This window comes from Nitrospirota bacterium (assembly GCA_040757335.1).
Classification (GTDB): domain Bacteria; phylum Nitrospirota; class Nitrospiria; order 2-01-FULL-66-17; family 2-01-FULL-66-17; genus JBFLXB01.
Map to the genome: position 1 here is coordinate 1 of JBFLXB010000023.1, position 20,390 is coordinate 20,390.

Consider the following 20,390-nt stretch of genomic DNA (forward strand, 5'->3'; position numbering starts at 1 on the left):
CCGCGCTCGCGAGCGTCGGGCTGGGGTAGGTAGCCCCCCGCCCGACGCCGGGAGCCTCCTCAAGATCCCCCGAGAGGACCGAGGAACCGCCCCACGCGAGCGGCGCGTCATCGTCACGTCAATGCAGGAGCAGTGCCATCACCACGGGCACGAAAATCACGCGGCCACGGCGAAAACACCCCGAAGAAGCGACAGAAATGTGGCGGAGGCCGCAGAAATGTCCGGGCGGTCAGCGCGAGAGCAGCGCGGCAAGCAGGGCCAGCGCGAGCAGAGACGCGGTGATCTGCCAAAAGAGCAGCGGGTTTCGCTCATACAATGAGCGCGGGCGGCGCTTGGAGACCGGGCCTTGGGCCAACCCCTGTTCGAGCTCAAAGGCGAGTTCCATGGCGTCCTGATGGCGGTCATCGGCGGTCGCGGCGGTGGCCCGCAGCAGGAGCGCATCAAGCCACGCCGGCAAATCCGGACGAAGCTGCGCGGGGCTGGCGCGACGATGGAACCGCGGCCGCGAAAACGCTTCGATCTCTCCGTAGGGGTACCGTCCGGTGAACAGCCGGTGCAGCGTGACCCCGAGTGCGTACACGTCGGAACGTTCATCCCCCGCAAAGCCGTCCAACAGCTCGGGCGCCATGTAACTGGGGGTACCGGGAATGACGTCGGATTCCGATGCAGGAACGCCGGGGAGGCGCGCCGCCCCGAGGTCAAACAGCTTGACTCCCCCGCCTTCGCACACCATGACGTTGTCGGGCTTGACGTCGCGGTGGATGATCTGCCGACGGTTGAGCGCATACACGGCTTTGGCCAATTCGACCCCGATGCGGACCCCTTCTTCAACGGTCATCGGCCCGGCAGCCAGTCGCTGCTCGAGCGTGATCCCGCGGTAATACGGAGTCACGGAGTACAACCGAGTTTGTCGGCCCGGTGGAAGATCGATGGCGTTAGCCAGCCAGGGACTGCGTACCCGCGACGCGATCCAGCCTTCGCGGATAAACGCTCGCCTCGCCGCGGCTTCACCCGCCACGCGAGGGTGAGGAAACTTCAAGACCACTTCGCGCGGCTCAACCGTATCCACCGCCGCGAACAGGCGATTGTATCGTCCATTGGAGAGCTGCGCGGTGAGCCGAAACCCGTCCACCACGTCGCCGACCGCGGGGAGATCTCCCAACGGCCACGTCGCCATCGTCGATTCCAACTCCTCGGCCTCGATCGGCGGAACCTGTTTCACATCGACAACCAGCGCGGTAGCGTTGTCCCGTCCGCCCGCTTCGAGCGCGCGTTTGACGAGTCGCTCCGCCGCGTGCTGGGGCGAATCCGGATCAAGCAACAAGTCGGCGAGTACGCGGTCGGCCAACACGCCGTGAACCCCGTCGCTGCACAAGACAAAACGGTCGTCGGGTCTGAGGGGTTCGACGCTGTGGTCGATACGGAGGGTGTCCTCGATCCCAACGGCCCGGTACAAGACGTGGTGAAGATCGGGATGGCGCAGGGTGTGATCGATGGTCAACCTCGCCAAGCGGCCGTCGCGCCAACGATACACCCGACTGTCGCCCACGTGGACCACGTGCGCTTCGCGGCCGCGGACGATCAACGCACTGAAGGTCGTGGCCATGTTGGCCAGGCAGGGGTCGAGGCGGCCCTGCGCAAAGACCCACCGGTTCATCGCATCCAGCGCTCGGCCCGCGGCTCGCTCCACCCCGATGGTCTCGGGCGAGCCGTAGTAGCCGTCGACAAATCCCCGCACCGTCAGTTCGGCGGCGGTCCGGCCTCCCAGCGAGCCACCCACGCCGTCCGCCACCGCGGCCACCACCCCGCGCAGCGCGCGTTGGGTCTCGTCGCCGAGAAACACCCCGACGTAGTCTTCATTGCGCTCCCGAGCCCCGCGCTCGCTCGCGAACCCGATCTCCGTGGTCAACACGCCACCCGCCATGAGAACGACTCTTCTCTATCTCTCGCAGGCTGCTCAAAAAGGTTCAGATGCAAGGCGGAGCGAGCACCGCACCGCAGCGTACTGTGTGCGTACGTGAGGAGCGGATGCGCAGCGACAACGCCGCAGATGGACCTTTTTCAGCAGCCTCTCAGACCCGCGCGCCGGATACCGCACCCCACGTCGTCCTCCAGCGAGCCTTCACCGCCACGAGCCCCACCAACCCCACCAGCGCAAAACCCGAAAAGAGCAGAAACCCCAGGGTGAAGCCTCCGGTGAGCCCGGCCGACCACCCGAGCGTCTTGGCGAGCACGAATCCGCCCACGCCCCCGGCCGCGCCGACCAACCCGGTGGTCACGCCGATTTCATGGCGAAACCGCAGGGGAACCAACTGAAAGACCGACCCATTGCCCATCCCCAACGCCATGGCCCCTACGAAAAAGACCGCCACCGATGTCCACGCGATCCCCGGCAGTGAATCAAGCGTCCACCCCCCGCTTGCGGGGCGAGGCCCCTCGGGCATCCAGGCCACCGTCAGATACGCGCACCCCACCACTGCAAACAGCAATTGCAACGTCCGAATGCCGCCGAATCGATCCGCCAGCCAGCCGCCGGCCGGTCTGAAAATCGACCCGGCGAACACCACCAAGGCCGCCATCAGTCCGGCGGTGACGCCGGACACATGATACCAGTGCGTGAAATACAACGGGAGGGCGCTGCTCAGGCCCACAAACCCGCCGAATGTGATGGAGTAAAATCCCATGAACCACCAGGTGTCGTTGTCCGCCAACACCGCGGCGTACCGGCGCCACGCGACCGGCGCCCGTTGATCCGGAGCGTCTTTGGCCATCCACGTATACAGAAAAAACACGATCGTCACCGGAACCAGCAGCACCCCGAACACGGATTGCCACCCAAACCGCTCGGCCAACGACGGCACCACCAAGGCGTCAAGCACCACGCCCATGTTGCCCGCACCGGCAATCCCCATGACCAAGCCTTGGTACCGGGGCGGATACCACCGGCTGGCCTGGGGTAACGCCACGGCAAAACTCGCCCCGGCTACGCCCAAGACTACCCCCATTAATTCAACGGCAAGTTTGCTGTGCAGGCCGATCAACCACGCGTACGCCAGCCCGACCATGACGATCAGTTGGCCCAATTGACCGGTGCGCTTGGGACCAAGGTAATCGGCCAGCAGCCCGAGCGGGACTCTGAGCGCGGCGCCGCACAGAATAGGGATGGCGACGATCGAGAACTGCTCGCCAACCCCCAATTGGAGGTCGCGGGTCAGATAGAGCGACAACGGGCCCAGGACCACCCAGACCATGAAACTCAGATCAAAATATAAAAATGCCGCCACCAGCGTGGGCCAGTGACCGGCGCGACGAAACTCCTGCAGGTTGAACACGAGAGATCTCCTTGTCGATTTCGGCGACAAGGAGCAAGCGGGATGCCACGAGCAGTGGGCGAACCAATACGCAGATTCGACGCAGATCAACAAAAACGTCGAACATAAATGTCGCTTTACGACAGTCTAGTCGTAAGCGACGGGACTTGGATATCCCGACGCGACCGTGTACCCCCGATCAGCGCTGTTCAGCAACAAGCGCGGGCCGCTGCTCGCGAGAGTCGATCTTGATTACACCGGTACCTCGGCGGCCTTGGCCGCGTCGATCATCACGCCCGACAGCAGCGTGTAGGCCGCGACCCACGCGTCCTTCACCTGGGGGGTGAACGATTTCCCCAGCCCCAGCTCCAGTGTCCAGATCAGGGCGGCTCCCACCGTGTCGTAATGTCCCGGCGTGACGCCGTACCCCACGTGACGTTTCCCCAACTGTTGGACAGCCGGCACGATCTCGTCCAGCCTGGTGAGACCGTTAACCGCCACGCTGATCATTTGCATCAGCTTTTTCCCCTGCTCGACCATGTCGCCCTTGAAGAGCGCTTTGAGCTCGGGATCGAGCTCGAACAGGCGGCCGTAGAAGAGCGCCGCAGCCTGATCGGCGATCGGGGCGACCTGCTTGAAACTGCTCTGGACCAATGTGATCTGTTCCGGAGTCATGTCGGTTCCTTTCCTCAGGGTGAACGTCGGTGGATGGGCTTGACTCAGCCGTTCAACGGAATTCGAATCACCACGCCGCCCATGACGTCACCCATCTTGAAGTCTTTTTTGGGCGAATCCGGATGGGCGTTGTGGCAGGCCACGCACACGGGCGCGACCGCGATGTCGGGGTAGACCGCCGTGAAGTACGTTCTGCCGCCCAAGTCTTCTTTGGTGTAGTAGGTCTTCCCGGTATTGTCCGCCACGTACTGCAGCCCCGTCTTTTCCGCCTGGGTCTTGGGCGCGTTTTGTTTGTTCACCGGCCACAGCGACTGAAGCGAGTAACTGAAATCCACGCCCTCGAGTTTCTGCGCGCGCTCCTTGGCCAGCTCGGACCCGAAACGAAACATCTGCGCCGGCAGGGGAACCGCCTTGTCGTCTTCGAAGTGCTCCGACGCCTTGATCACCTTTTCCTTCATGACCAGCCGGTTGACGATCTTTTGGGTGTAGACGCTGCGGTCCGAGTCCAAGACGAGGTGCAGCGCGTCCGCCATCACCTTGACCGGCACCATTTCCGCGCTGTCGGAAGCCGCGAGCGTCGCCCCTCCCGCGGTCATGAGAACCACCGCACATGCCAACCCAACCCCAGCACTCCACTTTCGTTGCATGGTTTTCTCCTCCTGTCGGTGACGTTGTTGTACAGCGACGGTGCGCCCCTCTTCGCTCCCGAGGTACGTCCGTCGGTTCAGAAGCCGAACATCCCCGCGAGATCGTCGGCCTCGCCGTCCTGTGTCGCGCGTTTCTCTCGTTGCGCCTTGTCGTACTCCGCGGCCATGGACATGGTTGGCACCTTGGTGCGGGGTCGTTCCGCAAAGTTGTTCGTGATCAACGCGGGGTCTGCCAGCGCGTCGATGGAAAAACCCAGGCCGTGGCAATGCAGACACGCGGGACGGATCATCTTGGAGTTCGGGGACAAGGTGGCGCTCTGGTTATGGTCCACCACGATCCGGCTCACGAACTCGTCCACGTCCATGCGGACGCGCGGCATGTGACAGGTGGCGCAGGATACCCCTGATCCCGAAGGCGCGGTCCCGGCCAGTTCTTGTTGCCACACCCGATAGTGGGAAGACGCTTTGTACGCCAGGCTGTGCTCGTCGCGGTGGCAGCCGAGGCAAGCCTCCGCTGCGGCGCGGCGCGAATCGAACGCGTGGGCGCCGTGGCAGGCCGTACACGTGAGCGGTTTCTCGTGGGCATCGGCCACCATGGGCAGGCGCGCGGCTGCGGGCGTCATGGGAGACAGGCCGCGCTCGATCCGCATCCCGTGTTTGCCCTTCATGAATCGTGCGACCTCAAGACCGTGGCACGCCCCGCACCCGCGCTGATCCGGGTGATCGTCCCATGCAGGGTTGGCGGCTTTCTCGCGCGTGATCACGTGGCAGGCGCTGCAGTTGACCCCGGAACGGCTGTGGGCCGTGTCGAGCCATTCACGTCTGAGGTTGAGGGCGTTATCCGGAGAGTCCGGTCCATCGGCATCCGTTAGGGACAACGCCCGCCGGGGGTAACGAGCGCGGGGATAGTCCACGATCGCATCCACCACGCTGCCGAATTCCCGAGCCGGCACCGCGGCTGCGGGGCGCGTAGCCGGCTCGTCCAGGTGCTTGACCAAGAAATCGGTGTACAGGGCTTGGTTGTCGTGAAAGTTGTGGCAGCCAGAATCTCGACACGTGCTGAACGCGAGGCCTTCGTGGCTTGGACGATCTTTGGCGACATCGCGGTGACAATGGACGCAGAAATCAGCCGGCTGGGTGAGGCCGTTCTTCGCAGTGATCTCCGGCCGATGTTCGGTGTGGCAGGTGGTGCAGTGCAGGGCATCGATTTTCCCCAGACGGTCGGCGTTGCGAGGGTCGGTGAACTTAGCCTTGGGATGGCTGTCGAACGGCTTCTTGCGCACGTCGCCGTGGCACTCCACGCAGGCCTCCTGGAGGGACTCCACCCCACCGAACGGATTGCGATGGCACGCGCGGCAGGCCTGCGACAATTGATGGTGGCCCGCGGTCAGTTCACCAGGCATGAACACGGTCTTGTTTTCCCCCCGCGTCAACGCGAACGCCAAACAGCCCGCAAACGCGGCCGACGATAGCAGCCACCATCCCCAGAGCCACAGCGCCTTTCCACGGACCATCCCCGGCCGGACGATCAGAAGTAGTAGGACTTGAGCACATGGAACGCCAGCAACACCGGCACGGGCCACAACCACACCAGGTGAAGCCACACCGCGTTGGCCCGCACCCGCCGCGCCGAGTCCGGCGGCAGGCGGTGTTCCAGCCCCATGACCAGACTTGCCGCCGCGCCCGACGCCACCATGCCGACGAACGAGGCCATCAGCCACCAATTCAGGTTCGATCCCATGCGCAGGCCGGTGTGCGCGACTAAGATCAGGGCTGCCACGCCTCCAAGGACCACGTGCCCCGTCCTCCATCGCCCGTAGCGCGTGGGGGAACCGCGGACCACGCGTTTGCGAAAACTGAAGAGCGCGAGCAGTGCCGACAGTCCCACCAGCGTGAACCCCGACGCTTGCTTGAGGACCGCGTCGCGCCAGAGTTGATCCCACGCCCAAGCCAGGTGCGTGGTCGTACTGAAGGAAATGACCCACGGACCCACAACTCCGGCCGAGGCAACCAGGACCAACACCGCGATCACGATCAGCGTACGGAACGCGGCCGCAGGTTGAATCGCCGCCGTTCCTCCGAGCAACTCGACGAGCAAGGGCCGGCAGCTTCCGCACACGGTCGATGCACGCGTGGCGGTCGCCAACGCCTCCACGGTGGCACACCCCGCCGCCGCCGCGGCGCTCAGGGCCCCGCGCGTGACACCCGTGCACGTGCACACCACCATCCGCGACGGCCATTGGCCCACGCACCGGCCCGTTCCGGAACACCAAACCTCGCCGCGCCGCCGGAAGCGCGCCAGCTGCCAGGGCCACACCCGTCGCTTCAACATCACGAGTTCCTGGATCCGGGCCAATCCGGCGGCCTGTCCCAAAACGATGGCGCCGACCGCGCGTCCCCGATCCAGCACGAGCTTGCAGTACACCCCTGATTCCGGACGTGCGTAGGTGATGCACCGCAGCGACGGCGAGAGATCCATCTCGTTGACCGCGCCGATACTGAACAACGGTCGATCGATCACTTTGAGCCTGGTCGCCGCAATCGAACCGTTGTAGCGCGATGCGCCCCCGAGGATGCAGTGGGCCGCCACCGCGCTCTGTTCCAGGCCGGGTGCCACGAGACCGTAGGTCCGTCCGCGGTGTTCGGCGCACTCGCCCACCGCGTAGATCCTGGGGTCGGTGGTTTGCATGCGATCGTTGACCCGGATGCCTCGCCCGATGCTCAAGCCGTGCGCGGCCGCAAGATCCACGTTGGGGATGATGCCGACCGCCACGACCAGCGTGTCGCATTCGACGGTCCGCCCGCTCGCAAGCCGGACCGCGGTCACGCGATCGTTCCCAAGGATCTCCTTCACCCCGTCCGCAAGCACGACCGAAATCCCTAACGAGACCACGTGCCGTCGCAATATTTCACCGGCTTCATCGTCGAGCTGCTGCCACATCAAACGCGCGTTGTGCTCGATGACCGTGACCTGGGTGTGATCGCGCTGCATGGCGCGGGCCACTTCCAGCCCGAGCAGTCCTCCGCCCAACACCACGGTGTGTCGGCTCCGGACGCGCCGGGCGAGCAAGGCCTGCGCGTTGCTCAGGTTGCGAAAGGTATAGACTCCGAGGCGATCAATGCCGGGAATGGCCGGAATCCTGGGTCGGGATCCGACCGCCAGTACCAGGTTGGAGTACGGCTGCACCTCCCCGGTCGAGTCCGTCACCGTGCACGCGTCTCTGTCTATGGCCACGACTTCGCAGGAATGGCGCTGGACCACGTGATGGTCGTCGGGGACCACGAGCTGGTTGATCAGCGCGGTGTAACCGACCTCGCCAGCCAACAATGCCGAGAGCTTGACCCGATCGTAGGGTTGCCACGGCTCGTTGCCGTACAGCACCACCGGATGCCGGGGATCGCGCGTGAGGAGCTCCCGCGCCGTGCTAATCCCCACCGGTCCCATCCCCACGATCACCGTCGGGAGGGGACCGATTGCCGGAACCTCGGCCGTCTCTGTTGCGCTGGGCGCGCGTTTAGCTGTGGCGAATACCATGAACGACGTCGACTCAACCCAGTGCAATGACGAGTGGTCGGGCGGCCTCAAGCGTGGGAAGGCCCGTTGGAGAAACCAGGCCCCATCACTCCCGCCCCTGCACCCACAGCTACGCAAGCGCAATGCCAGACAGCGCGACCTCGAAAATCGCGGCGCGCGGCCTGAGATCACGACGGCTCGGACAGAAGTGTTGGAACCAGCGACACGAGTGTTGTTGCACGGTCGATGTGTGAACAAGGAGTAGGCAATGACGCGGACGCGTCCACCAGCCCGCGGAAGACACGCGTGGTCTCAGGTACGGGCCGCACGGGAGCGCGCGGTCCACAGACAATGCCTTTAGACGGTTACAACCTTGGTAGGCTCGTTGGCGTACGGGCGACCGTGAGGTTTGGTGGACTTTTCGTCCGCAGGCCTCTCGTGGATTTTGGCATAGAGAAAGTGCAGAACAGCGTGCCGAAAGCGGTTGTACTGCGGGCTATTGGCCAGTGCGACCCGGTCCCGCGGTCTCGGAAGATCAACGGTCAATACCTCCCCGATCGTGGCGGAGGGCCCATTGGTCATCATCACGATTCGATCGGACAACAACACCGCTTCGTCCACATCGTGGGTGATCATGATCACGGTATTGCCCAATTTCGAGTGGATCTCCATCAACGAGTCCTGTAACTGGGCCCTGGTCAGAGCGTCCAGAGCGCCAAAGGGCTCGTCCATCAGCAAGATGGCCGGCTCCATCGCCAGCGCGCGCGCGATCCCGACTCGCTGCTTCATTCCCCCGGAGATCTGATCCGGGCGCTTGTCCAGCGCGTGTTCCATGTGGACCAGTTGAAGATTATGGACGATCCAATCCCGCATCTCCGCTTTGGTCTTTTTGCCCTTGAACACGCGCTTGACCGCCAGTTCGACATTTTGGTACGCGGTGAGCCAGGGGAGGAGCGAATGGTTTTGAAACACGACCGCGCGCTCCGGTCCGGGCTCCGTGATTTCCTTTCCGTCGAGTATGGCTCCGCCTTCGGTGGCGCGATAGAGGCCCGCGACAATGTTCAAGACCGTCGACTTACCGCAGCCGGAATGGCCGATCAGCGAGATGAACTCACCCCGGTTGATCTTCAGATTGATGTTGTCCAGAGCTCTGAAAGAACCCGCCGGAGCGGGGAAATCCATGGACAGTCCCGTCAATTCGAGCTGGGGCATCGACAACACGTTCACCTCCGGATTCAACGACTTTGACTAGCGCAGCACGGCCGACTTGTCCCACGAGACCAGTTTCTGCAGCGTGAGCATGGAGCGATCCAAGACAAAGCCGATCGACCCGATAACGAGCACCGCCACCATGATGCGGCCCAGCGAATTGGAGCTGCCGTTCTGGAATTCGTCCCAGACGAATTTCCCGAGGCCTGGATTCTGGGCCAACATTTCTGCGGCAATGAGCACCATCCACGCGGTCCCCAGGCTGAGGCGCAGCCCCGTGAACACCATGGGAATCGCGGACGGCAGCACGATCCTTCGCACGTGCGTCAACCAACTGAGGCGGAGCACTTTGCTGACATTGTTGAGATCGTTGCTCACGCTCACCACGCCCACGGCGGTGTTGATCAGGGTCGGCCACAGACTGCACAGCAACACGGTGAACATGGAGTTCAGGAACGATTTGGCAAACATCGGCTCCTGACTCACGTACACCGCGCTCACCACCATCGTCACCAGCGGGAGCCACGCGAGCGGTGATACGGGCTTGAAGACTTGGATCAGCGGATTCACCGCCGCGTACACCCCGGAACTGAGCCCGATCAAAATCCCGAACGGTATGGCGATCACCGACGCCAGCAAGAACCCCGTCATCGCGGTGTAGAGGCTGGTCCAGATCTGATCGAAAAAGGTGTCTTTCCCCGTGTACTCTCGCCGCTTGATCTCGGCGTTCGCGTCCTCGGCCAACAGGGCTTGGTTGCGTTCCTCTTGGCGCTCATAGAACGCCGCTGCTTTGGCACGCTCCTGATTGTGTTCATCCACGAGGTTTCGCGCCTGGGACCAGACCTCTACCGGACCGGGAAACTTCCCGAGAGACGTATCGATTCGTGGAGCAGCCATCTGCCACAAAATCAGGAACACCGACACTCCGACGAGTGGGACGATCAGGCCCTTTAGAACGGCAGCCGACCGTAGAAGCAACGCAGGACCCTTTATTCCCCTAGACCCGTCGTCTTGATTGCGCGTCAAGAGAAAACTCATCACTTTCATGGCCATGCTGGGATCTTTGTGAACGAGTGCTTGGTGACTGGACACGTCGCGGCTCCGCTTAAAGCTTGGTCTTCCCCTTCAACCCGATTTTGAATTGTTCCAGGTAGTGGTTGGGCTTCCTCCCGTCAAACGCGACCCCGTCGATGAATTCGGTTTGGGGCGGACGGAACCCGGTCTCTTTGTCGAACGCTGGAAACTCACTCGCCGACATCTTGCCTTCGGCGATCAGCGCCTCGGCCGCCTGACGATAAATGTCCGTCCGGTACACCTTTTTCGCCACATCGAGGTACCAACTATCCGGCTTGTACTCGGAAATCTGGCCCCACCGTCGCATCTGGGTCAGATACCAAACCGCGTCGGAGTAATAGGGGTATGTGGCGTGGTAGCGGAAGAACACGTTGAAGTCGGGTACGGGACGTTTGTCCCCTTTCTCGTACTCAAACGTCCCGGTCATGGAATTCGCGATGACCTCCGCATCCGCTCCCACGTATTGGGGTTTGGAGATGATTTTTACCGCCTCCATACGATTGGCGTTGTTCTTCTCGTCGAGCCATTTGCCGGCTCGAATGAGCGCCTTGACGATCCGGGTGGTGGTATTGGGATACTTTTTGGCGAAATCCTCGTGAAGACCGAACACTTTTTCCGGATTGTCTTTCCAGATCTCATAGTCGGTGATCACGGGCACGCCGATCCCCTTGAACACCGCTTGTTGGTTCCAGGGTTCGCCCACGCAGTACCCGTAGATCGTGCCCGCCTCCATGGTGGCGGGCATCTGGGGCGGCGGCGTCACCGAGATGAAGACGTCGGCGTCGATGGTGCCGTTGATGTCCCCCTTGTGCGGAGCGTAATAACCCGGATGGAGCCCCCCCGCAGCCAGCCAATACCGCATCTCGTAGTTGTGGGTGGACACCGGGAACACCACCCCCATCTTGAAGGGCTTTCCGGCCTCTTTGTACTTTTGCACCACGGGTTTGAGGTAGTCGGCCTTGATGGGATGCACCGGCTTGCCGTCCTTCATCGGCAACGACTTCTTCATCTCTTTCCACACGTCGTTCGACACCGTGATCCCGTTGCCGTTCAGGTCCATGCTGAACGGCGTCACGATGGGAGCCTTGGTGCCGAATCCGATATACGCGGCCAAGGGTTGGCCCGCCAGCATGTGCGCCCCGTCGAGTTGACCGTCGATGACCCCGTCGAGCAGCACCTTCCAGTTGGCCTGCGCCTCGAGCTTCACGTAGAGGCCTTCGTCCTCGAAATACCCCTTTTCGTACGCGATCGCCAGGGGCACCATATCGGTGAGCTTGATGAACCCAAACGTCAGGTCTTCCTTCTCCGGCTTGCCGAGTTCCGCAGACGCCGGCGCGCCTGCGCTCCCGCCCACGACAGCAGCGCAGACCATCGCAGCGACGAACATCACCTTCCACCACCTCAGATCCACACCCTTGTCTCCTTGATGCATGTTTCAATTCCCCCCAATGCAGTAGGTAGATAGATCTCCTGATCGCTAGAAACTCGCTCCAACCTGCAAATAGAACCAGTCCGATGCGTCGGTTGCGGTGGGAAAGTTCACGTCGACATAGTCTCCCGGCATAAACCGTCCGTATCCGCCTTCGATGCGAACCTTCTCCTTGACCATCATGTAAACCACGAGGTCGATTTCCTGTCCCAGATCCGATTCGGCGTTGTTGGCCGGGGTGGTGCGAAAGACCGCGCCCGACGCTGCGTACCAGTTGTCGCCTTCCTCGGCGAGTGAGAACTTGTGGTAGTCCAGACTCACCCCGGTGGTCGCGCTCGGCTTGGCGCTCAACGACAACCGCAGGTCCTGCATGTTGCGCCATCCCACGTAGTCCATGACGCCGTAGAACGGGTGGTTGGTGGGAAAGAGGTTCTCGAAGGTCTCGAATTTTTCGTCGCTGCTATCGCTGTCGCCAGAAGCCCGGTCGTATTCGACGCCGATGCGGGGCTTCATCGCGACCGGCGCGGTGTAGCCGGCTTTCAGCACGAAGGCGTGCGCCGAGATGTCGCTCTCCGGCGTCGTGCCTCTGGCGTCCATGCTCCCTGTCTGGTACGCGGCCTCGCCCGTGTAGTCGATCGCCTCGTTCGCCGCCTTGCCGTCCGCCCGCAACCCCACGGTCACGCGGTTCTGTCCGCGAGCGGCCGGAGAGGTGATCGGGGATAACAAGGCGGTACCCGCGGCATTCAATTCATTGGCGTTTCCCCCGTCCAACAGGTACATCACATAGGGTTCCACGGTCACGGGGGCGGTTTTGATGCTGCCGTAAACTCCGTAGAACGTCTGTTGCTCCCGATTCGACGGAGCAAAGGCGGGACTGCTGCCGGTGTTCGTACCATATACTTTCGGAGAGGCCGCCCAGAAATCTACCCGAACCGGGGCCGCCACATAGGTCACGCGAAGTCCATCAAAGCTTCGCCCGACATTGTTCCAGCCGAAATGCCCCACCAAGCGATGCTCGCCGAACGCCAGCTCCTGCCGGCCCAGGATCAGGCTGGTAGGGCCCACGTTCTTGATGCTCACGTAACCCTGGTGCAGATCCAGGAGGTTGTCGTTGGACACGGTCGAGACCTCGCCCCCAAAAATACGAGCGTCCTGGATCTGGATGAACGCAGCGACATCCGGCGTTATCTCGTAGTTCAGGTGAAGACGGATTCTCGAGGCGATGTAACTCAACGTATCGTTGGCGTCCTTGTTGAAATCCGCGTTGTCGCGAAACTCGTAGCGTTCCCGGACCTCGCCGCCAATCGTGACGGCCTGGACGTCAAGCGCGCCGTATGCGCGCGGCGCCTCGGTCCCGAGAACCGCAAGTGCGGTTAACGCGGCTGAGGCGAGATTTCGCACTGCTCTTCGCATCGTGTTTCCCTCCTTCGGGTTCAAGTGGACATCGCTCTCGTCCGTACACATATCGTTTCGTTCCGCCAAACACCGGTTTGAATAGCTTCCGGTCGCGTAACCCGCTACGACGCCTTGGCCAAGGAGACATCGGTTCCCGTGGCCCGGGGCAGCAGGTCAGCCAACGGGCGAGCATACTGGTCCAACAATTCGTACGTCCGGCGGTAGCGCTCGATCTCTCCGGGCGCGCGGGTTTTTTTCCCGTAATAGAGCCCGAGCAGCGGCGTGCGGGCGATCAGAACCTTGTCGTCGAACAGCACGAAGTTGGTAACCATCTCCACACCTTCTCGTCCCGAGAAAGCCACGTCTTCGTGCAAGACGACGCGCACCGCGATGCCGTCGTCCTGTTGGTGCCGAATGGTTCTGAGCACGTCGGAATCTTCCAGGTCTCCCCGGCGCAATACGAAAATCCTCGCGATGGCCACACCGCGATCGCGCGTCCGCACCTGGTCCTCGTAGTACTTGCGCTTTTGCACCTTGCCGAGCCAATCCGTGACGTCGACCGAATTCACGGCGCGGATCTCCCGGGTGCATCGTCCCAGGCACTGGCTGGCTTCAAAGTAGTACTCGCCCTCGGTCAGTGGAATCGCGCCGTCCCCCAGTAACACGAGCACTTGATGGGTCGTGTCGAGGACGGATCGGCTCTTGACGATGGCCTCGGGATCTTCGACGCGGTCCAACGCCGACTCGATTCGGTGCGCACGCATCACCGCTTCGAGAGTCCGAGTCTCCGCGGCGCGCAGCCGGTCGAGAATTAGATGCACGGCCAACGTCAGGAGCACGCCGACGCCGAAGAGGACGTAGGCTTCGCGCTCGAGACTGAGCACGAAGTGAAACAGCAGCGCCAATCCGGCCGCGACCAGGAACTCGATGAGTGTCCGCATCTCCTCTCCGTTGTTTTCGAATGGGAAGAGCAAACGATGTGCCTGAAGAATCCCGCGTCAGGCGGTCAGGCCAGGACCGCAACAACAGATTCGTCGAACAGAAGTGTCGGTGGCGAACAAATCGGTACGGAGCGGGTTGTGGTGCGGAGGAATACAGCGAAGAGCGATGGTTGGTTCGGGGACGAGCCTCTTGCTAAGCGGTCTGCCTGGTCCTGCCCAACGCCGCTCTGCGGAGCACCGCGGCGGCAATCGCTCCCAGCGGCAGTACCTCGTCCACCACGCCGCGAGCAATGGCTTCCGCCGGCATCCCGAACACCACCGACGTGGCCTCGTCCTGGGCGATGGTTGCGGCTCCCGCTCGTTTGAGTTCCACCATGCCTTGCGCGCCGTCGTCGCCCATTCCGGTCATGATGACGCCCACCGCGTTGGGCCCGGCCACCTGCGCCACCGACCGAAACAGCACGTCCACGCTGGGCCGATGCCGCGCCACGAGCGGCCCGCCCGTCACCTGGACCGCGTAGGAATCACCGCAGGCGACGAGCACGAGGTGTCGATTACCCGGCGCGATGAGGGCTCGCCCCGGAGTGACCCGATCCCCGTGTTGGGCTTCCCGCACTTCGATCCGGCACGACCGATCCAGGCGATCCGCCAACGCTCTGGTAAAGCGCTCGGGCATGTGCTGGACGATGACGAGGCCCGGCGAATCGGCCGGAAGCGCCTGGAGGAGCTCTCTGAGCGCGTCGGTCCCGCCGGTGGACGCGCCCACGGCCACGACCGGGTCCGTGATGGAGGCCGGGCGGGGGCCGCCGGCCGCGGGGATCACCGCATCCGCGCTCAACTTCGGTGGAACGCGCCGCCCCGCGCCGATCGGCGCGCCCACGCGAGCCAGCGCGGCCGCGCGCACCGCATCGACGAAGAGCACCGCCGATTCCTCGAAGAACTCGCGAAGCCCCAGTTTGGGTTTCGTGACGATCTCCACCGCGCCCTCTTCCATCGCGAGCACCGCAGCCTCGGTGCCGGCTCCGGTGAAGCTCGAACAGATCACGACCGGAATCGGGTCTTCGGTCATGATCTTATGGAGAAAGGTCAATCCGTCCATGCGCGGCATTTCCAGGTCCAGGACGATCACGTCCGGACGGACGCGAGCCATCTGGTCCATCGCGACGAAGGGATCCGCCGCCGCGGTCACGGCCACTCCGCGCTCGCGCGACAAGATCGCGGTGATGAGTTGACGGACCACGGCGGAGTCGTCCACGACCAGCACCCGCAGCGGCCGCCCTTCAGCCGCAGGGTTTCGAGACGCCGGCCGGCCGCGTGCGACCACTACGCCGCCTCCAGGGTCTCGGCATCCGCCCGCACGTAGACGGTCGGCCCCACGGCCCGCAGTCGGTCGGTGAGCCCGGTGGCGCTTTCGACCTGGCCCAGAATCAGGTACCCGCCGGGCGCCAGATACCCCATCAAGCGATCCACCACCCGCGCCTTGGCCCCGGCGTCGAAGTAGATCAGCACATTTCGGCAGAAGATCACGTCGAACGGCCCGCCCACGGGATACACCTCGTTGTTGAGATTCACGCGAGCGAACCGCAGCAGCGCGCGGATCGACGGTGCGGCCTTCATCCGACCTCGCTGACCGGCGACCCCTTTGAGCATGTACGCCTTCAGAAACTTCTCGGGGATCTCGTGTTTCTGGTCCAGCGACCACACGCCCACGCGCGCCGCTTCCAAGGCCCGCACGGACAAGTCGGTGGCCAAAATCTCCACGTCCCATCCCGCCGCGGCCGGGAACCGGTCCTCCGCCACCATCGCCAACGAGTAGACCTCTTGGCCCGTGGCGCACGCCGCACTCCACATTCGAATGGTCCGCGAGCGCAGGCCCGCCGCAGCCATGCGGTCCCAGCGTGGGAAGACCACGTCCCGCAGGAACTCGAAGTGTTGCGGTTCGCGAAAAAAATGCGTTTCGTTGGTGGAGACCGCGTCGAACAGACTGATCTCCTCGGCTTTATCCCCCTGGACGAGGCGCCGGAAGTACTCGCCGTAGCTTGACAGTTCGAGATCACGCAGGCGTCTGGCGAGGCGCGCGGCGAGCAACTCCTTCTTGGCGGGACCAAGTTGGATTCCCGAATGCTCGTAGATGTAGGTGCGAAATCGTTCGTACTCCAAGTCGGTCATCGGCGGAATGGCCGGATCCGGCCCGACCGATGCGGAGGAGGGATCGGACATCAGACGCCCGCGGGCGTCGACAACACGCGGTCGATATCCAAGATCAGCACGAACCGTGCGCCGATCTTGCCCAACCCCTTGAGCAAATCGCCTCGGATCGGCGTCCCGAATTCAGGCGGTGGTTCCACGTCGCCGGGAGCCAACACCTTCACCTCGCTGACGGAGTCCGCCATGATGCCGGCAACGGTGTGGTCGCCGTTCACCAAGGCCTCGACGACCACCACGCAGGTCCGATTCGTGATCGCGCCGCTCGGCACCCCCAACTTGACCGCGAGGTCGATCACCGGGACCACGCTGCCGCGCAGATTGATCACGCCTCGCACCCAGGCCGGCATGGTCGGCACCGTAGTCAGCGTGGGATCGTACCTGATGATCTCCCTGACCTTCAGGATGCTGACCGCGTACTCCTCCCCCGCCAGCGTGAAGGTCAGATACTGTGCCGTCTCGGCCGCTGCTTGTTCCGTGTCCACGCCCTGTCTGCCTATAGCCTCATGGACGGTCTGCTAGAAGCGCTCGAAATCGGGGTCCGTGTCAGCTGGTACAAGGGCCAAATTGCCGCGCGCGGCGGCTCTGGGCGTACGGTGATCGGCCTGCCCGACCCGATCCGGACCACGCGGGGTCTCACCGGTTCTGCGCTCCGGAGGAACGTCGCCCGCTCTCCCGTCGCGGAAGAACGCCACCAGGCGCTGAAGCGCCTCGGCTTGCGAGGTCATCTCGTCGGCGGTCGAGGCCAGTTCCTCGGCCGCGGAGGCATTGCGCTGAGTCACCTTTTCGACCTGCGTCATCGCGCGGCTGATCTGCGCCACCCCCGCGGACTGCTCCTGCGAGGCCGACGCGACCTCCTGGACCAGCGTGGCGGTTCGACGGATGGCGGGAACCAGTTCGGCGAGCAACTGGCCCGCTCGCTCAGCGACCTTGACGCTGGATCCCGCGAGCGCGCCGATCTCTTTGGCCGCCTCTTGGCTCCGCTCCGCGAGCTTACGCACCTCCGTCGCCACCACCGCGAACCCCTTGCCGTGCTCGCCCGCGCGCGCCGCCTCGATCGCGGCGTTCAGCGCAAGCAGGTTGGTCTGGTAGGCGATCTCCTCGACGATGGAGATCTTCTCCGCGATCGCCTTCATCGCCTCGACGGTCTCCCGCACCACGCGTCCGCTCTCGTCGGCGTCCCCCGCTCCCTTTACGGCCATCTGCTCCATCTGACGGCTGTTCTCCGCGTTCTGGGTCACCGACGCGCTCATCTGCTCCAAACTCGACGTCACTTCCTCCACCGACGCCGCCTGCTCGCTGGTGCCCTGCGACAGCGTCTGCGAAGAGGCCGCCACCTGCGAGGCGGCGGTAGACAACGCACTCGCGCCCGACCGGACCTGCCCGATGACGTGGGTCAATCGCGCGACCATCCGTCGAATCGCGTGAGCCATCTGACCGACCTCGTCGGCGGACGACACGGTGATCCGCTGACTGAGGTTTCCCTCGGCCAGGCCGTTGGCCGCCACCGTCGCCTCCGTGATCCCGCGCGCGATGCTGCGGGAGAACCACCACGCCAAACTGAACCCAACCGCGAGAGACAGCACAACGAGGCCCGACAGCACGATGGTGGCCTTTCCCACCACCCCGCTCAGGGCCCGTTGTTCCTCCCCCGCGCGTTGGATCTGGAGGATCATCAACCGATCGAGCGCCTGAACCGCGCGCCGATCCAGTGGGCCCAATCGCTCGGTCCGCCACTTCGCCGCGTCAACGGTCCGGCCGGCGCGGGCCAGCTCGAACCAGTGCGGCCGGGCCTGGAAATACGCGGACAACACGTTGTCCCACTCCTTGAGCGCCTCCTGCTCGTCGCGCGAACGGGCCCCGGCCGCGTACGCCGTCACGGCAATCTGGGTCTGGTCCTGCCATCGGGCTTCATCGGACGCGATTTTAGCGCGAGCATCTTCGCTCGAGACCACGAACTGCGGCAGCGCGTAGCGGAGTTCCCACAGGCCGCGTTCGACTTGCGCCAGGGTCACCGACGCCGCGACCCGATCGGTGTACAGCTCGTTGAACGCCGACCACAACCTCGCCGTGTCGCGCCATCCCGTGAGCCCCACCACGCCGAGCAGGAAGAGCACGGTCCCAAAACCCAGGAAGAGTTTCCCGCCGATCCCGATTCTCATCACCCCGTTCCTCCCCATGCCCGGCGACCGCCTGGGCGTCGCGGCCGCTTCACGCTGCCGCCGACGGCAACGCGGTGTGCACGCATCTCAGCACGCTCGGCACATCCACGATCAGCGCCACGCGACCGCTCCCCAGGATGGTCGCACCCGAAATCCCACGCGCCCCGCGACACAGCCCGCCGAGCGGCTTGATCACGGCTTGTCGCTCGCCGTAGAGCGCGTCGACGACGAATCCCGCGCGGCTTCCCTGGTCCCGTACCACCACCAGGCTTTCACGCCGCGGCGGCGGACCCGTTCGGCCGAAGAACTCGCGCAGCCGAAGGTACGGCAAGGCTTCGCCGCGCAGATCGATTACGCCGAACGCCTCGCCGCGACCGCGCGCGTCGGACGGCAATTCGAGACATTCGGCCACCGCTCCGAGGGGAATGACGAACGTGTCGTCCGCCACGCCGACCGCAAACCCCTCGATCATCGCGAGCGTGAGCGGGAGACGAATCGTAATTCGCGTTCCCGCGTCCCTGCGACTCTCTACCGACACGGACCCACGCAGCGCGTCCACGTTCTTCCGCACCACGTCCATGCCCACGCCGCGGCCCGACAACTCCGTGACGGCTTCGGACGTGGAGAACCCGGGTTCAAAGATCAAGCGAAGCGTTTCCTGATCGGAACCGGTTTGGTGATCCGCAATCAGTCCCTTGGCTCTTGCCACTTTGAGAATCTTGCCGCGGTCGAGCCCCGCTCCATCATCCTCCATTTGAACCATCAGGTGGCCGGCCTGATGAAACGCGCGCAGGGTCACCCGGCCCTCGGCGTCTTTCCCCTTGCGGGTGCGAACCGTGGGCGGCTCGATCCCGTGGTCGAGGGCGTTTCGAATCATGTGGGTGATGGGGTCCCTGAGGGACTCGATAATGGTGGTGTCCACTTCTGCGTCCTCGCCTTCGATCACCAACCGTACCGACTTGCCGAGGGACTGACTGATGTCGCGCACCGTGCGATGAAATTGTCGGAACAGCGGCCCCACCGGCACCATGCGCACCTTGAGAATTACCTCTTGGAGGTCGCTGAAGAGCCGCTCCACCTGTCGGTGGCCTTCGAGCACTTCGTCGCCGAATACGGTTGCGGATCCCTGCAGCGATTGGCGCAGGCGTCCTTGGGCGATCGCGATCTCACCGGTGAGATCGAGGAGGCGGTCGAGCTTTCCGATATCGACCCGCAGGGTCCGGCTCCGTCTCAATCCCTGGTGCGCATCGTCCGGTACGCCCTCGACCGGCCGTGAGCGGCCCGCGTCCGGCTCCGGAGTCTGACCCTCCGCAAGCGCCTGCCGGGAGACGGCGTGCTGCGCGGATGCGTCGCGAAACCGGCCCAGAAGATCACCGTGGGCGAGGTCCAAATCGTCGCGACCGGTCGGCGCGATCAAGACCATCCGGCGAAGCGCGTCCACGCCGCGAAGGAGCAGCGAAACCAAGTCGGCGGTCACGGGAAGCGTCCGGCTGCGAAATCGCTGGAGCACGTCCTCCATCGCGTGGGCGAACTCGGACACCTTGGGAAAGTCGAGCGTCGAAGCGTTCCCCTTCAGCGTGTGAGCGCACCGGAAGATGGTCTGAATGAGGTCCTCATCGCCCGGGCGGCCTTCCAGTGCGACCAGCGCCTCTTCCATCTCGGTGAGGCGTTCGTCCGACTCGACTAAAAAGGTTTGAAGCACCGCCTTGCGGAGTTCGGCGTCTGGTCCGTCGGACGGCAAATCGGAAGATCGCGCGGGCTCAGCCATCCCGTTTCGCTCAGCGGATGGCGGCTGAACAAGCCGCCCTCGACGGTGGGTGGTCCATCA

General features: G+C 63.8%; 16 protein-coding genes. All 16 read right to left on the reverse strand.

All coding sequences use genetic code 11. The annotated features are described in order from the left end of the window. Positions 1 to 229: 229 nt before the first annotated feature. Positions 230 to 1,924: a protein kinase gene (locus tag AB1451_12055; protein MEW6683636.1), complete on the reverse strand. Its 1,695-nt coding sequence runs from the start codon at positions 1,922 to 1,924 to the stop codon at positions 230 to 232. Positions 1,925 to 2,072: 148 nt separating this feature from the next. Continuing rightward, positions 2,073 to 3,332, reverse strand: coding sequence for an MFS transporter (locus tag AB1451_12060; protein ID MEW6683637.1), 1,260 nt, complete (start codon positions 3,330 to 3,332; stop codon positions 2,073 to 2,075). Between the two features lie 231 nt (positions 3,333 to 3,563). Further along, a complete protein-coding gene (locus tag AB1451_12065) occupies positions 3,564 to 3,986 on the reverse strand; it encodes a globin family protein (protein ID MEW6683638.1) in 423 nt (140 codons plus the stop codon). A 44-nt stretch (positions 3,987 to 4,030) separates the two neighbouring features. Then, positions 4,031 to 4,633 (reverse strand): DUF3365 domain-containing protein, encoded by a 603-nt coding sequence (locus AB1451_12070; GenBank protein ID MEW6683639.1) that lies wholly within the window; start codon positions 4,631 to 4,633, stop codon positions 4,031 to 4,033. Positions 4,634 to 4,710: 77 nt separating this feature from the next. Then, complete coding sequence (locus AB1451_12075) at positions 4,711 to 6,147, reverse strand: cytochrome c3 family protein (protein MEW6683640.1); 1,437 nt, start codon at positions 6,145 to 6,147, stop codon at positions 4,711 to 4,713. 14 nt (positions 6,148 to 6,161) lie between these two features. Beyond that, complete coding sequence (locus AB1451_12080) at positions 6,162 to 8,168, reverse strand: FAD-dependent oxidoreductase (GenBank protein ID MEW6683641.1); 2,007 nt, start codon at positions 8,166 to 8,168, stop codon at positions 6,162 to 6,164. A 336-nt stretch (positions 8,169 to 8,504) separates the two neighbouring features. Next, on the reverse strand, positions 8,505 to 9,359 hold the full coding sequence (locus AB1451_12085; protein MEW6683642.1) for an ABC transporter ATP-binding protein: 855 nt from the start codon (positions 9,357 to 9,359) through the stop codon (positions 8,505 to 8,507). A gap of 36 nt (positions 9,360 to 9,395) precedes the next feature. Next, entirely contained in the window at positions 9,396 to 10,349 is a 954-nt protein-coding gene (locus AB1451_12090) for an ABC transporter permease (GenBank protein MEW6683643.1), read from the reverse strand. Positions 10,350 to 10,461: 112 nt separating this feature from the next. Continuing rightward, entirely contained in the window at positions 10,462 to 11,802 is a 1,341-nt protein-coding gene (locus AB1451_12095) for a CmpA/NrtA family ABC transporter substrate-binding protein (protein ID MEW6683644.1), read from the reverse strand. 105 nt (positions 11,803 to 11,907) lie between these two features. After that, a complete protein-coding gene (locus AB1451_12100) occupies positions 11,908 to 13,272 on the reverse strand; it encodes an alginate export family protein (GenBank protein MEW6683645.1) in 1,365 nt (454 codons plus the stop codon). A gap of 104 nt (positions 13,273 to 13,376) precedes the next feature. Next, on the reverse strand, positions 13,377 to 14,195 hold the full coding sequence (locus AB1451_12105; protein MEW6683646.1) for a hypothetical protein: 819 nt from the start codon (positions 14,193 to 14,195) through the stop codon (positions 13,377 to 13,379). A gap of 193 nt (positions 14,196 to 14,388) precedes the next feature. After that, positions 14,389 to 15,519 (reverse strand): chemotaxis response regulator protein-glutamate methylesterase, encoded by a 1,131-nt coding sequence (locus AB1451_12110; GenBank protein MEW6683647.1) that lies wholly within the window; start codon positions 15,517 to 15,519, stop codon positions 14,389 to 14,391. Further along, complete coding sequence (locus AB1451_12115) at positions 15,519 to 16,415, reverse strand: protein-glutamate O-methyltransferase CheR (protein MEW6683648.1); 897 nt, start codon at positions 16,413 to 16,415, stop codon at positions 15,519 to 15,521. The genes AB1451_12110 and AB1451_12115 overlap by 1 nt, the downstream gene beginning before the upstream one ends. Beyond that, on the reverse strand, positions 16,415 to 16,885 hold the full coding sequence (locus tag AB1451_12120) for a chemotaxis protein CheW (protein ID MEW6683649.1): 471 nt from the start codon (positions 16,883 to 16,885) through the stop codon (positions 16,415 to 16,417). The genes AB1451_12115 and AB1451_12120 overlap by 1 nt, the downstream gene beginning before the upstream one ends. A 33-nt stretch (positions 16,886 to 16,918) precedes the next feature. Further along, a complete protein-coding gene (locus tag AB1451_12125; protein ID MEW6683650.1) occupies positions 16,919 to 18,562 on the reverse strand; it encodes a methyl-accepting chemotaxis protein in 1,644 nt (547 codons plus the stop codon). 49 nt (positions 18,563 to 18,611) lie between these two features. Continuing rightward, complete coding sequence (locus AB1451_12130; protein ID MEW6683651.1) at positions 18,612 to 20,330, reverse strand: chemotaxis protein CheA; 1,719 nt, start codon at positions 20,328 to 20,330, stop codon at positions 18,612 to 18,614. Positions 20,331 to 20,390: the final 60 nt, after the last annotated feature.